General features: G+C 43.8%; 12 protein-coding genes. 8 read left to right on the top strand and 4 right to left on the bottom strand.

Annotated features, from left to right (window positions below; all coding sequences use genetic code 11):
* Positions 1-294: 294 nt before the first annotated feature.
* Positions 295-1,698 (bottom strand): dihydrolipoyl dehydrogenase, encoded by a 1,404-nt coding sequence (gene lpdA, locus ABDV94_RS15090; protein WP_343748039.1) that lies wholly within the window; start codon positions 1,696-1,698, stop codon positions 295-297.
* A gap of 886 nt (positions 1,699-2,584) precedes the next feature.
* Between lpdA and ABDV94_RS15085 the strand changes: the two genes are divergently transcribed.
* The 4 genes from ABDV94_RS15085 to ABDV94_RS15070 are packed head-to-tail and all read left to right on the top strand — an operon-like array spanning position 2,585 to position 7,569.
* Positions 2,585-3,271 carry a helix-turn-helix domain-containing protein gene (locus ABDV94_RS15085; RefSeq protein WP_343748038.1) on the top strand — a complete coding sequence of 229 codons (687 nt, stop codon included), beginning with the start codon at positions 2,585-2,587 and terminating at the stop codon, positions 3,269-3,271.
* Positions 3,252-4,877 (top strand): ABC transporter ATP-binding protein/permease, encoded by a 1,626-nt coding sequence (locus ABDV94_RS15080; protein ID WP_343748037.1) that lies wholly within the window; start codon positions 3,252-3,254, stop codon positions 4,875-4,877. Before ABDV94_RS15085 ends, ABDV94_RS15080 begins: the two co-directional genes overlap by 20 nt.
* Positions 4,874-6,193, top strand: a complete 1,320-nt coding sequence (locus tag ABDV94_RS15075; RefSeq protein WP_343748036.1) for an HlyD family efflux transporter periplasmic adaptor subunit — start codon at positions 4,874-4,876, stop codon at positions 6,191-6,193. Before ABDV94_RS15080 ends, ABDV94_RS15075 begins: the two co-directional genes overlap by 4 nt.
* Positions 6,190-7,569 (top strand): TolC family protein, encoded by a 1,380-nt coding sequence (locus ABDV94_RS15070; protein WP_343748035.1) that lies wholly within the window; start codon positions 6,190-6,192, stop codon positions 7,567-7,569. The genes ABDV94_RS15075 and ABDV94_RS15070 overlap by 4 nt, the downstream gene beginning before the upstream one ends.
* 67 nt (positions 7,570-7,636) lie before the next feature.
* Here ABDV94_RS15070 and lipA read toward each other — a convergent pair whose 3' ends face one another.
* Positions 7,637-8,518, bottom strand: a complete 882-nt coding sequence (gene lipA, locus ABDV94_RS15065) for a lipoyl synthase (protein ID WP_343748034.1) — start codon at positions 8,516-8,518, stop codon at positions 7,637-7,639.
* A 286-nt stretch (positions 8,519-8,804) separates the two neighbouring features.
* Here lipA and ABDV94_RS15060 point away from each other — a divergent pair, with 286 nt between their 5' ends.
* The 3 genes from ABDV94_RS15060 (at position 8,805) to ABDV94_RS15050 (ending at position 10,715) form a co-directional block, all read left to right on the top strand.
* Positions 8,805-9,209, top strand: coding sequence for an OsmC family protein (locus ABDV94_RS15060; protein WP_343748033.1), 405 nt, complete (start codon positions 8,805-8,807; stop codon positions 9,207-9,209).
* A complete protein-coding gene (rlmB, locus tag ABDV94_RS15055) occupies positions 9,202-10,026 on the top strand; it encodes a 23S rRNA (guanosine(2251)-2'-O)-methyltransferase RlmB (protein WP_343748032.1) in 825 nt (274 codons plus the stop codon). Before ABDV94_RS15060 ends, rlmB begins: the two co-directional genes overlap by 8 nt.
* Positions 10,027-10,139: 113 nt before the next feature.
* Entirely contained in the window at positions 10,140-10,715 is a 576-nt protein-coding gene (locus ABDV94_RS15050) for an RDD family protein (RefSeq protein ID WP_343748031.1), read from the top strand.
* 70 nt (positions 10,716-10,785) lie between these two features.
* Here the strand turns inward: ABDV94_RS15050 and ABDV94_RS15045 are convergent, their stop codons facing one another.
* Together ABDV94_RS15045 and ABDV94_RS15040 are read right to left on the bottom strand one after the other, a co-directional pair.
* Positions 10,786-11,547, bottom strand: coding sequence for an SDR family oxidoreductase (locus ABDV94_RS15045; RefSeq protein WP_343748030.1), 762 nt, complete (start codon positions 11,545-11,547; stop codon positions 10,786-10,788).
* Between the two features lie 168 nt (positions 11,548-11,715).
* A complete protein-coding gene (locus ABDV94_RS15040; RefSeq protein WP_343748029.1) occupies positions 11,716-12,633 on the bottom strand; it encodes a helix-turn-helix transcriptional regulator in 918 nt (305 codons plus the stop codon).
* Positions 12,634-12,956: 323 nt separating this feature from the next.
* Here ABDV94_RS15040 and hemH point away from each other — a divergent pair, with 323 nt between their 5' ends.
* Entirely contained in the window at positions 12,957-13,982 is a 1,026-nt protein-coding gene (gene hemH, locus ABDV94_RS15035; protein ID WP_343748028.1) for a ferrochelatase, read from the top strand.
* Positions 13,983-14,004 lie beyond the last annotated feature (22 nt).

Raw genomic sequence — 14,004 nt, 5'->3', positions numbered from 1 at the left:
GGTAGCCGAGCTAAAAATTTGCGCATTTGCGGTAGAAATGAAGCGTGGGTTCATAGTGTGATGAATTCCCTAACTTTTTTGTATCCAAACCTACCTGACTTAAGTACATAATTCCCGATTTTCTTTAATTGCCCCCATGGAATATTGGTTTTTCTATTTACAAAAGCAACAATGTATTCTACGTTAGAAGAAGAATTTTAATCAGTATTCTAATGTGGGGGCAGGTTTCCCCGCTGGAGGAAACAAAAAAAGGCATCCGTTTTCACGAATGCCTTTCCACTATTTATTGCTTATTTAAATATGCAATGCTCTGTTATCTGTCGCTGCCAAAGCCGCTTCCTTGATTGCCTCAGAGAACGTCGGGTGTGCGTGACAAACGCGGGAAATATCTTCTGCTGAAGCACGGAATTCCATTGCTGTAACCGCTTCCATGATCATATCTGCAGCACGTGCGGCAATCATATGAACCCCCAGAACCTCATCCGTTTTTGCATCCGCAAGGATTTTAACGAATCCGGCGGTATCCATCGAAGCACGTGCTCTTCCCAATGCTTTCATCGGGAAAGATCCTGCTTTGTATTCCACTCCTGCAGCTTTCAATTCTTCTTCTGTTTTTCCTACAGAAGCAATTTCCGGCCAGGTATACACTACTCCAGGAATCAGGTTGTAATTGATGTGTGGTTTTTGTCCTGCCAATTGCTCAGCAACTACCACACCTTCTTCTTCCGCTTTGTGTGCCAGCATGGCTCCGCGGATTACATCACCGATTGCATAGATGTTCGGAACTGCAGTCTGCAGGTGGTCATTTACATCAATCTGACCGCGGTTGTTGACTGCCAATCCTGCATTTTCCAATCCAAGACCTTCTGTATATGGTTTACGTCCTACAGCTACCAGACAGTAATCTGCCTCGAGAACCACTTCTTCATTCTTTTTGTTCAGGGCAACCAGTTTCACTCCGTTTCCGGTGTTTTCAACTTTCTGAACCTTATGCTCCAAATTGAATTTGAATCCTTCTTTTTTGAGGATTTTTGTCAATTCTTTTCCAAGAGAAAGATCCATCGTAGGCAAGATGTTCGGTGCGAATTCAACCACCTCGATTTCTGACCCCAAACGTGCGTAAACAGATCCCAATTCCAATCCGATGACACCACCTCCGATCACGATCATCTTTTTAGGGATTTCCGTCATCTTCAAAGCTTCCGTAGAAGTGATGATACGTTTTTTATCCGGTTCCATTCCCGGGAAGAAATTTGGCTTGGATCCGGTAGCGATAATGGTGTTTTTCGCTGTGATTGTTGTTTTGTTTCCTTCTCCGTCGGTAATTGCAATCGTCGTTTTATCTACAAACGAACCCACTCCCTGGTAAACGGTTACTTTGTTTTTATCCATCAGGAATTTCACACCGTTGCAGGTCTGCGTCACTACGTCGTCTTTACGGGCAATCATCTGCGCGATATCTGCCTCTACGTTATCTACCTTAATTCCGTGAGTTGCGAAATTATGTTTTGCGTTGAAAAAATGCTCTGAAGAATCCAGCAAAGCCTTCGAAGGAATACATCCTACGTTCAAACAAGTTCCACCAAGCGTCGGGTATTTTTCGATTAAAGCCGTATTCAATCCTAATTGTGCACAGCGAAGAGCGGCTACGTATCCACCAGGACCTGAACCAATTATCGCAACGTCAAACGTACTCATAGTTTCAATTTGTAAAATATGTGTTAAAGGTAAGTATTAATTGAGAATTGAAAATTGAAAAGGCAAAAAGAATCTGTTCAAATTTGCTAAAATTGTATAGCCAGGTGATTAAATACGTTTTGATCTGAAACACGGGGTTTTCATTACTATTTTTCAGGCTTTGCACACGATGCTTCTTCGCGGTTAAACAAAATACGATGCGTTAATGTCGTAAATGACGCAGAAGGTTTTCCAAACGCTAACCTGAATTCGGGCGCAAGACCATGGGAATAAAAAACAAACAAGAATCGTTTTTAATTACATTTGCGAATCAGGAATTACAATCGGTATTCATATCCAATCAACCTAAGATGAATGTGTTCGTCAGAATCAAAAAAATCCGCTCCATCCTTTTTCCTATTGCCCTCATTCTACTAATTGACTTCGTTAGTGTTCGAGCTGTTTTTCAGAACTGCACCTGTCCGGAACTGGCTCTAATAGACCCCGTTGAATGGATATTACTAAAGTGGAAATACCGTAACGAACCTGCTGTAAAAACCGGTGAAATTTATCCTGAGAAAGACCTTTCTCCAGATGGCCCGCGACCTGCATTCATTACGATGACGCATTTCGGATATTACCTTGAACCCCAATGTGAAGATGCGGACTGCAACATTCAATACCCGCAATTCCGGATTTTGTTTTCAATACCCACCTTCCTGCTTTTCGTTTTGGAAGCAATCTTATTTTTTGTGCTTTTCCGGTTCTGGAGCAAACGAGGTTACTAATTACAACTCAAGGGAAAGCACACCATAAACGGGAGTGTTTGCTTTTTCATCAATAAATGTTAAATCCGGATTTTCAAAGAAATAATAGTAATACATTTGTTAATAATAGTATTACTATCATGATCATCCAGTTCAAAATAGCTCAGCCCGCCAGTACCTATTTAAGGGACCCGCAGGAAACCAAATTGGGGCTTTCCATCATTACGCATTCCATCAACCTGATTCATGAAATCGGTTTCGAACGGTTTACCCTGAAAAAACTAAGTGATTCTATTGGTTGTACAGAAGCAAGCATTTATCGTTATTTCAACAGTAAACAACAGCTCCTTTTGTTTTTATTCTCCTGGTACTGGGGCATGATGAACTACCGGATTCAACATGAAATCAATCAGTCTGAAAGTGCTGTCAAGCAACTGCAACAAGCCATTATATTGCTCATTGAAAGAAGAAAAACACCGAAAGACCTTCCCGTTATTGATGAGTTGAAATTGCAGGACATTATTGAGCAGGAAGGTGTCAAATCCTTGCTGACAAAAGATGTCGACAATATGAATAAAACCGGGGCTTTTGAAAACTACAAACAATTGGTTGGATATCTTGTGCAATTGGTGCATCAAATCAATCCGCAGTATGCATATCCCAATATGCTGATTACAACCATCATCGAAGGAGCCCATTTGCAGCATTTTTTTGCAGATCATCTTCCGCGGTTGACCAATGCGAACGAGGATCATCAATCGGTGGTTTCATTTTACATTCATTTACTAACATCAACGTTAAACGCGCATGAAAACACAGACAATTAATCCATGGAAAAGACTGAACCAGTTATTAAAGCTGGAAAAAACCGATATTTCGGCGCTTTATTTCTATGCAGTTGTCAGTGGAATCCTAAGCCTGAGCTTACCCCTTGGAATCCAGTCGGTGATCCATTTTATCCAGAGCGGTCAGATCACGACTTCCTGGGTACTGCTGGTCATGCTGGTCATCGCCGGCGTGGTACTCACCGGTGTGATGCAAATCATGCAGCTTCGGATTACGGAAAATATCCAGCAGCGTATTTTTGTGCATTACTCCTTTGATTTTGCCCACCGTTTTCCACGCTTCAACAGACAGGCTCTTTCAGGGAAAATCCCTGTTGAACTCATGAATCGTTTTTTTGATGTCATCAGCCTGCAAAAAGGGTTTTCCAAAGTCTTGCTGGACTTCACTTCTGCACTGCTCCAGATTGTATTCAGCCTGGTCGTTCTATCACTTTACCATCCTTTTTACATTGCTTTCAGCATTCTATTGGTTCTGTTACTAGTCATTATTTTTCGACCAATCCTGAAACAGGGGTTGGCTACTTCCCTAACGGAATCCAAGCACAAATATTCAACAGCTTATTGGCTGCAGGAAATTGCGCGTGCGGACTGGAGTTTCCGACTGATTCCAAACGAGAAGCTATCCCTGAACCGACTGGATGAACATGCCAATGCTTACCTGGAAAGCAGGGAAAATCATTTCCAGATTCTGTGGAAACAATTTATCTGGATGATTGCTATCAAGGCACTTATTGTTGCTTCGCTGCTCGGGCTGGGAGGTTACCTGGTTATTTCGCAGCAAATCAACCTGGGGCAATTCGTTGCGGCTGAAGTACTGATATTGCTCTTACTTGGTGCTGTCGAAAAAATCATTCAATCCCTGGAAACACTTTATGATGTTTGCACTTCTCTTGAGAAATTAGAGCAGGTGCGCGACATTCCTGTAACCTTTGAAGAGAATACTGCGGAACAACAAGTGGAACTATTCCCGGTTGAACTCATGAAACTGTTACCGGAAGGCAGCCATCAAAGTATTTTGCATGTGGATCAGGGACAACACACACAAATCATCGGTATCAATCAGCTCCAGATCAACACGCTGTTACGCAAACTGATTGATCCCACTGTTTCCAAAGGTTACCGTCCGCGCTGGAATTACCACATCCCCGATGGAAACAAACTCACCTCCGGTTTCGAGCAAATCGGCTGGTTTGCCAAGGGCTCCAACCTGATTGAGGGGAGCCTGACCGATAACATCGTGTTTGGAAGGACAGGTATTTCCACCGAAGAAATTATTTCCGCACTCAATTGCACCGGACTTGCTCACTTATATCAAGACCAGGCAGCTGGACTGGATTCCCTGATTTCGAAATCCGATAAGTTCCTTTCGGAAGAAGAGCGGGACCGCTTGCTGATTGCCCGCGCAATTATTTCCAACCCCAAACTCCTGGTGCTCTCATTCATCGGTTCCCCCATGACGACGCTCCAGCGGGAAGAGCTCATCGGGAAAATCCTGGAACAAAACCCCGGAACAACCATCGTACTTGCCACTGAACACGCACTTCAACTCAACGGGAATATCATTGATTTTAACGACTTGAAATTATGAAACGATTCGAATCATACGCATCCGTACAAACAGCCAAGCAATTAAAAACACCTTTGCGCTGGAGAAGACTGAGCCTGTATTTTTTCGGAATACTGCTTATCATCTTGTTTTTACCCTGGACTCAAAACATCGAATCCCCGGGAAGCGTAACCGCTTTGAGTCCGAATAACCGTCCTCAAACCGTTCATTCCATTATCGGAGGACGGATTGAGAAATGGTTTGTCCGGGAAGGAGAATTTGTTAAGAAGGGCGACACCCTGGTTTACCTTAGCGAGGTGAAAAGCGAATACATGGACCCCGCACTCATTGAACGGACCGAATCTGCCATGCATTCCAAGGAAAACAGTGCCGAATCCTACATGGCCAAGGTGCGTGCACAGGACCAACAAATAGATGCGTTGATTGATAATCGGAAAATCAAACTGCAACAGGCACGCAACAAGGTAAAACAAGCCCGGCTGAGAGTTGCTTCAGACAGTATGGACTACCGTGCCAATACCAAACAGCTGGAAATTGCAGTCAAGCAGTATGAACGAACGGAAGAATTGCACCGTCAGAATCTCAAATCGCTCACAGAATTGGAAAACAAGCGATTGAAAGTACAGGAAATGGAAGCCAAAGTTGTGAGCCTGGAAAACAAATTACTGGCTTCCCGAAACGAATTGCTGAATGCCATTACCGAAATCCAGTCCATTGATGCCGAATACCGGGATAAGATCGCCAAAAGTGAATCCGACAAATCCACGGCCCTCTCCAGCTTATATGATGTGGAAGCGACTGTGACGAAAATGCAGAACCAGATTGCCAACTACCACATCCGTTCCCGTTACTATTACGTAACAGCTCCCCAAAATGGCTACATTTCGAAAGCCTTGAAAAACGGTGTAGGAGAGACCGTCAAAGAAGGTGCTGAATTAGTGAGCATCGTACCGAATCTGAGTGACTTTGCGGTAGAAATGTTTGTTTCTCCGGTAGATTTGCCACTGGTACACGTGGGAAATGAGGTGCGGCTTCAATTTGACGGATGGCCGGCCATCGTATTCTCCGGGTGGCCGATGGTCAGCTATGGTTCCTATGGAGGAAAAGTAGTTGCTATTGACAATTTCGTGGGCACAAACGGAAAATACCGTGTCCTGGTCGCTCCGGATAAATCGGATTATCCGTGGCCAAAAGAACTGCGCATGGGAGTAGCTGTAAAAACCATGACCTTACTTGATAATGTACCAATCTGGTATGAACTGTGGCGAAAAATCAACGGATTCCCCCCGAATTACTATTTACCGGCTACCCCGGCTGCTAAAACTAAAAAGTCATGATGAAAGTACTCGTTTTATCATTGAGTTTCTTTGCTGTTACCGGATGGTCACAAGATACTGTACAGGAACTTACCCTGAAACAATACCTGCAGCATATTAAAGAAAACCATCCTGTTGCCTTGGTAGCATCCAACCAGGTAGAAATGGCAGAAGTCTTTATCCGTCAGTCGAAAGGAAGTTTTGACCCTGTACTACTCGGGGGAATTGACCAAAAAGTTTTTAACGGAACCACCTATTACAGCACGCTTTCAACCGGACTCAAAATTCCAACGAGACTGGGAATTGATTTCAAAGCGATGGGAGACTGGAACCGTGGAACTTACCTGAACCCGCAAAGCCGGACTCCTGAAAACGGGCTGACTTACCTGGGTGTGGAAGTACAATTGGGGCGCGGCATGTTTACCGATGAACGCCGGACTCAGATCAAACGGGCCCAGGTTGCACTCAATCAAAGCTATGTTGAACAGCTATTGACACTGAACGAATTGCTCTACGAAGCCGGACAAGTATTCATCCAATGGCAGGAGCAAACAGCCCAGTATGAGCTGGCCCTGGAAGGGTTGAAATATACGGAGATTCGCTTTGAGCAATTATTGTCCAATACCGCATTGGGCGACCGTCCTTACATTGATACTGTTGAGGCTTCAGCGCAACTTTTCCTGCGAAAAATGGAGGTCGAACAACGCCAGCTCCAGTTGCAAAATGCAGTGATTGCCGTGGAAAATTACTTATGGGAAAAAGGCAGGATTCCTCTTCAACTCGACAGTATGCTGATACCAGAAAAGCTGGTTGTAAATGAACCTTCCGCCGCGCTTCCTGATTCAGCAGGTACACATCCGGCTATTCGTTACTACGATTGGAAATTATCCGACCTGGATTTTGAACGCAAACTGAAAGTGGAACAATTGAAACCCCAGCTGAGTGTTAACTACAATTTACTGACGCCTGCCCCGGATTTTATTTCTACGAATTACACCTGGTCCAACTATAAATGGGGAGCAGCATTCTACATGCCGATTCTACTCAGAAAAGAGCGAAACAGTCTGTCCCTGACCAGAACCAAAATCGAAAATACCCGCCTGGAACAGCAACTGAAGCAACGCGAATTGCGGACCAAGCAACTTCAGATCCGCAATGAATGGAACACCTCCGTGACTCAGGCAAGAATGGCACAAACCATCGCTAATCGCTATCGTCAGCTGGCCAATGCGGAGCGTTCATTATTCATCAACGGGGAGAGTTCGCTGTTTTTGGTGAATGCCCGTGAAATTTCGTATTTGAATGCGCAATCGAAATGGATTGAAACGCTGTCGAAGACCAATAAGTCACAACTTTCAGAGTTGTATGTCACCGGAAAGCTGGGAATGAGTTACTAAATGAATCCGGAACGAATCAGTGATTCGGGATCGTCAAAGAGGTCGTCGAAACACTTATTCCAGGGTTTTACAACTCGAAAATATGCTTTTCGGCATGGTAAGATGAACGCACCAGCGGACCGCTTTCCACGAAACGGAAGCCCATTTCCAATCCGAGTTTTTCGTATTTCTGGAAACGTTCAGGCTCCACAAACTCCACAATCGGAAGGTGTTTCGGAGTTGGCTGCAGGTATTGTCCCAAGGTGAGGATATCAACACCAACGGCTCTCAAATCTTCCATTGTTTCAATGATTTCTTCGTCTGTTTCTCCCAAACCGAGCATCACCCCGGATTTGGTTCTCATTCCTCCTTTTTTCAGACGGAACAATACTTCCAGGCTTCGGTCATATTTGGCCTGAATACGCACCTGTTTGGTCAGGCGGCGAACAGTTTCCAGGTTATGCGAAACAATTTCCGGAGCTACATCGATGATTTGCTGCAGGTTTTCCCATTTTCCGGCAAAATCAGGAATCAGGGTTTCCATGGTTGTTCCCGGACTTTGATGACGCACCGCACGCACGGTCTGAACCCAGATTCCGGCTCCGCCGTCTTTCAAATCGTCGCGGTCTACCGAAGTAATCACGGCGTGTTTGATCCCCATCGTTTTGATGGAATGCGCCACTTTCCCCGGTTCGAATTCGTCAACTGCATCCGGACGACCGGTTTGTACCGCACAGAAACCACACGATCGTGTACAGATATTTCCCAGGATCATGAACGTTGCCGTTCCTTCTCCCCAGCATTCACCCATATTCGGACAGCTTCCGCTCTCACAAATCGTGTGCAGTTTATGTTCATCCACTAAAGCCCGAACCTTCTTATAGTTTTCACCGATCGGAAGCTTCACGCGCAACCAATTCGGTTTTTTAATGCGAACTTTATTATCTGCTGTTGTTATTTCTTCTGACATAGTCGTACCCTTCCACTAGTCAAAAACCAGGTTCTCTGTTCAAATGGCTATCGGGACACAAAATTCCGTACCTTTGACCCACTGATTTTTGATTTTACAAAAGTACAAAGAAGCATTCAATTTTAAGGGAGAATTGAAAAGTCAAAATTGAAAAGTTAACAGGCATGAACATGCTTCCTTTTGAACTTTTTGAATGATCCTGAGGAAACAGTATAAATAAGGAAACAGGAAACTCACAGGTTTGAGCACTTTTAAACCTGTTGAGTGATAAAACGAGATACACATTATGGCAACATCAACAGTCAAATACCTTGGAGGCCTGAGAACGGAATGTACTCATCTTCAATCCGGAACCGTTATTCATACGGATGCTCCGACAGACAATCACGGAAAAGGTGAAAAGTTTTCTCCTACCGACCTGGTTGCTACGGCTTATGCTTCCTGCATGATCAGCCTGATCGGGATTTACTGTAACGAACACGGTCACCGCTATGAAAACGGGACTGCAACAGTAACCAAAATTATGGCTGCCAATCCACGCAGAATCGGGAAACTGGTGATTGAACTGGATCTGAGAGACAACGGCTGGGATGAGCAAACGATTGAAAAAGTGAAGCGTGTTGCCTTGACTTGTCCGGTTGCAAAATCCGTTAGCGAGGATATCGAACTTGAAATTACTTTCCATGTATAATAAAAGAAATGACCGCGACGAGCGAGGCGGAGGTTTTAACCGCGATAAACGTTCGTTCGAGCGCAAACCGAAGGAAGATCCTTCCGACATTATTTACGGAATCCGCGTGGTGATCGAAGCGATCAAAAACGAGGTGGAAATCAATAAAATCCTGATTCAAAAAGGAATCGACAAGGATTTGTTTGAAGAACTGCGTACGGCTTTAACCGGAAAGGATTACCAATTGCAGTACGTTCCGGTTGAAAAACTGAACAAGCTGACTTCAAATAATCACCAGGGAGTTGTTGCTTTTACATCCCCGGTTGAATACCAAAACATCGAAGAGTTGTGTAATCAATGGCTTTCTGAAGGAAAAGAACCGTGTGTCCTGGTTTTAGACCGCATTACGGATGTCCGGAACTTCGGGGGAATTGCCCGCACAGCAGCATGTATGGGGGTAGATGCAATCCTGGTTCCTTCCAAAGGAAGCGCACTGGTTTCTGCGGATGCCATCAAAACTTCTGCCGGAGCTTTGCATACGATTCCTGTGTGTAAAACCGATTTATTGAAAAACAGCTTGTTCTATTTACAGCAAAGCGGCTTCCAGATTGTTTCCTGTACGGAAAAATCGAAAATTTCCGTTGAAAACTATTCGTTTTTCGGCCCTACAGCCATTATCCTGGGATCTGAGGAAGATGGAATTTCGCACGATTTATTGAAAATGTCGGATGCACGTTTGAGCATCCCGATGGCGGGAGACATTGCTTCCCTGAACGTGGGAGTTGCAACCGGAATGATTTTGTATGAACGATTGAAGCAGGTAAAAGCCGCTAAATAAGTGACATTATTTCGATATGAGGAGGCCGTTTCCTTTTATCTGAACGGCTTTTTTGCTCCCTTTCATGTCACAAATAATTGCTATTTTTCGTCCCTGAATTTTAAAACCAACTTATGAAAACCATTGAAGATCTAAAGATTGAAAAGACAACCTATAAGAAAGAAAAGGACGAAAACGGGAATGTCGTAGAATTTCCGGTTACCCGAATGATTAGACGAAACCCGGAAGTTGTTAAGCAAGGCGTTCGTTTTGGTTATTTCGTCATTGATGTTGTTTTCTACTACATCTTTACCATCATCGTAGGGGTTATCATCGGCCTTGTTGTAGTTGCAACGGACAATGTAGAAATGTTACGTCCCGGAACGTCGTTCAATACCCTTCTCAACTGGATGGGATATCCGCTGTTCTTTATCTATTATGGAGCTTTCGAGGGCACAATGGGAACATCTTTGGGAAAACTGATTTGCGGCTACACCGTCATCAATGAACGTGCTGAAAAAGTAGGTTTTGGACAGGCAATGTTGCGTACACTATGCAGATTCATTCCTTTTGAAGCATTTTCCTGCTTTGCGGAACGCGGGTGGCACGATACGTTATCAAAGACGTATGTCGTAAAAAAATCAGAGAAGATCGAACTTCAAAAATTATTGGGGAACTTCTCTGATACGCAGACCGATATTTTGGATTGATCAAAGACTTTAGACGAATAGACGAAAGACCGGAGACAAAATACTTCGGTCTTTCGCATTTTTAATCACTTTATAAATTTGCTCCTCCGGACACTTCAATACGTTGTCCGTTGATCCAGCGGGATTCATCTGAACACAGGAATGCAACCACATCACCGATATCATCCGGCAACCCTGCTCTTCCTAAAGCGGTTGTATTGGCAATCATTTTATTGTAGTCTGCATTATCTCTTACTGCTCCACCTCCGAAATCCGTTTCAATTGCTCCCGGAGCCACACAGTTTACGCGAATCTGACGCGGTCCCAATTCTTTCGCCAGGTATCTGGACAATTGTTCTACAGCCGCTTTCAAAGATCCATACACGGAATATCCCGGTGCTGTAAAACGTGCCAATCCACTGGAAATATTGATAATTGCTCCTCCATCATTTAAGCTTGGCAACAACCATTGGATCAGGAAATAAGGTGCTTTGAAGTGAATGTCTGTCAATGCATCGAAAACCGACATCTCTGTTGCTCCAAGCGGTGTGTGAAGTCCCACTCCGGCATTGTTTACCAGGTAGTCAATCTTATCCGTATTGAATTTGCTGTTCAGCAATCCGGTCAATTCCGCTACAAATGCTTCAAAACTATCTGCCTTACTTACGTCCAGTTGCAACGCCAATGCTTCCACTCCCTTCGCTTGTACTTCAGCAACTACTTTGTCTGCTTCCGTTTTGTTCGTATGGTAAGTGATTACAACGTTGATCCCTTTGTCTGCAAGCTTGTTTGCCATGTTTCTTCCTAAACCACGGCTTCCTCCTGTAATCAATGCTAATTTGTTTGTTTTCATATCCTGTCATTTGATATCCCAAAATTAGTGCATCAGGTGCGCAGGTAGTTTGCAAAGAGCAATCCAAGAATTGCAAAATTCAATCATTCATTAAAAAGAGACATCAAGAATCAAGAGTCATGACTCCAAAATTCTTCTCTCTTGACTCTATCTTTCAATTGTAAGTTATTAAACCCGGAATGAATTCGGAGCCATTTCTGTCTGCTTTTTAAAGAAATTGGAAAAATGCGCCACTTCTTCAAACCCCAGGCAATGAGCAATTTCCGAAACCGTCCAGTTTGTCTGCTTCAACAAAATCTTCGCTTCCTGGGTAATGCGATTCCCGATCACTTCAGTAGTTGTTCGTCCGGTATGCTCTTTCAACACTTTATTGAGGTGGTTCACATGAACTGACAAGCGATCTGCATAATCTTTCGCAGTCCTCAACCCGATCCGCTGCTGGTTGGATTCAATGGGAAACTGTCTTTCCAGCAATTCAACGAAGAGCGAGCTCACTCTTTCGGATGCGGAATGTTTCGGGTATAACACGGAAGCCGGCTGGAATTTCTGTCCCAAATGAATGATTTCCATCACATAATTCCGGATCAGGTCGTATTTGAACGCGTAATCCGAAGCCAGTTCTTTTTTCATTTTGGAAAATACCGTCCGGATATATGGTGCTTCATTTTCAGATAATTCAAATACAGGAATGCTTCCCGGGCTGAAAATCGGCAACTCATCCAGGTTGAAGCCCGTGTTGGACTTTGTGATAAAATCTGCAGTAAACACACAAAATACCGCCCCGTGATTGACGTCTTCGGAAGCGTAATTGTACGGAACTTTCGGCGTTGCAAACAACAATCCGTTTTTCTCTATATCAATGACCTTATCTGCGTATTCCGCCTTGCTCCGGCCTTCAATCAGGCTGATTTTGTAGTACAAACGACGGTTATAGGGCATTTTTCCTTTCTGTCCTTTTAGTTGTGTCATCAACTCTCTGGTGTCAAAGACATTGAAATGCCCCAGCTCCTTACCGATTCCCTCCGGAACCAAAGAAACGCCATTGCTGATTGATTGGTAAAATTCTTCCAGGCTGATAAAATCCATGAGCTATTGAATTGCAAAATTCAAATATAGGAAAGAAAAGGTGGGGATTTTAAGGGAAAGAATGGTGGGAAGGTGTTGGGTTTCTATACAAACCGGTTGGAATAGTAGTAAAACCAGCCTTTTACACAATTTCATGAATTTATAAAATTGAAAAAATCTCCCGCAAAATAGTGAGAAACACTTGCTTCCAATGTTCTTTTATCCGAAACTTAAATAGAAACGAAGGGGGCAGGATAGCTTCACCGGTCTTTACAAACTATGACCTCAATCAGTTTTCTTTTCGCTCTTTTGTGTTACTTTTGCACAGCTTTTAAATCCAAGAGATGAGTAAAAAGATTGGTGTACTGTTGATTCAGTTAGGAACTCCCGATAGTCCGAAAAACAGTGATGTTCGTCGTTATTTGAAAGAATTCTTAATGGATCCGAGAGTCATCGACATCCCGTTCTTTTCGCGTTTGTTACTGGTTCGCGGAATCATTGTTCCGTTCAGGACACCGAAATCGGCTAAAATCTATAAAGAACTGTGGGATCTCGGGAACGGAAAATCCTCGTTACTGACGTACACCGAATCGGTACAAAAACTGCTTCAGCAGCGATTTGAGTCGGACAATGTGACCATTGAAATGGCGATGCGTTATCAGAATCCATCCATGGAATCCGTGCTGGAACGCATGCGTAAAGCCAATTACGATCAGATCATTATCCTGCCTTTGTTTCCGCAGTATGCCAGTGCATCAACCGGATCTGCAGTGGATAAAGCGATGGAAATCATCAAAAAATGGTGGGTGATTCCGGAGATTCAGGTCGTTTCCCAGTTCTACGATCACGAAGGATACATCGACTCGATCGTTGAGCGTGCGAAAGCATTTGATATCGCTTCGTACGATAAAATCATGTTCTCTTACCACGGTTTGCCTGAAAGACAAGTGGACAAGGTTTATAATTCGGGTCTTTGTGCGGATCACGACTGTGAAAAGGAAATCACCGGTGACAACAAATTCTGCTACAAGGCAACGAGTTACGCAACAACCCGCCTTATCGCTGCAAAATTGGGATTGAGAGAAGATCAGTACATGGTAAGTTTCCAATCGCGCCTGGATGAAAAATGGATTCAGCCGTTTTCAGATAAAGTGATTGAGCAATGGGGGAAAGAAGGAAAAAAACGCATTTTGGCTTTTAGTCCCGCTTTTGTAGCTGATTGTTTGGAAACACTGATCGAGATCGGGGAGGAGTACCAGGAAATTTTCAAGGCAAACGGAGGAGAAAAAGTGCAGTTGGTACCAAGCTCCAATGATCATCCCCGTTTTGTGGATTGTTTGGAGGATTTGGTGCGCCGGAAATTGGGTTGATTTTTCTTGTTGCTGAGAGTAA

It is taken from the genome of Fluviicola sp. (assembly GCF_039596355.1).
Lineage (GTDB): Bacteria > Bacteroidota > Bacteroidia > Flavobacteriales_D > Crocinitomicaceae > Fluviicola.
This window is presented reverse-complemented; position numbering and strand designations above follow the sequence as displayed.

Coding starts and splice junctions, on each gene's coding strand:
- ABDV94_RS15075 (WP_343748036.1), top strand. CDS start 4,874: ATGAAACGATTCGAATCATACGCATCCGTACAAACAGCCAAGCAATTA.
- hemH (WP_343748028.1), top strand. CDS start 12,957: ATGAGTAAAAAGATTGGTGTACTGTTGATTCAGTTAGGAACTCCCGAT.
- ABDV94_RS15085 (WP_343748038.1), top strand. CDS start 2,585: ATGATCATCCAGTTCAAAATAGCTCAGCCCGCCAGTACCTATTTAAGG.
- lipA (WP_343748034.1), bottom strand. CDS start 8,518: ATGTCAGAAGAAATAACAACAGCAGATAATAAAGTTCGCATTAAAAAA.
- ABDV94_RS15050 (WP_343748031.1), top strand. CDS start 10,140: ATGAAAACCATTGAAGATCTAAAGATTGAAAAGACAACCTATAAGAAA.
- rlmB (WP_343748032.1), top strand. CDS start 9,202: ATGTATAATAAAAGAAATGACCGCGACGAGCGAGGCGGAGGTTTTAAC.
- ABDV94_RS15045 (WP_343748030.1), bottom strand. CDS start 11,547: ATGAAAACAAACAAATTAGCATTGATTACAGGAGGAAGCCGTGGTTTA.
- ABDV94_RS15060 (WP_343748033.1), top strand. CDS start 8,805: ATGGCAACATCAACAGTCAAATACCTTGGAGGCCTGAGAACGGAATGT.
- ABDV94_RS15070 (WP_343748035.1), top strand. CDS start 6,190: ATGATGAAAGTACTCGTTTTATCATTGAGTTTCTTTGCTGTTACCGGA.
- lpdA (WP_343748039.1), bottom strand. CDS start 1,698: ATGAGTACGTTTGACGTTGCGATAATTGGTTCAGGTCCTGGTGGATAC.
- ABDV94_RS15040 (WP_343748029.1), bottom strand. CDS start 12,633: ATGGATTTTATCAGCCTGGAAGAATTTTACCAATCAATCAGCAATGGC.
- ABDV94_RS15080 (WP_343748037.1), top strand. CDS start 3,252: ATGAAAACACAGACAATTAATCCATGGAAAAGACTGAACCAGTTATTA.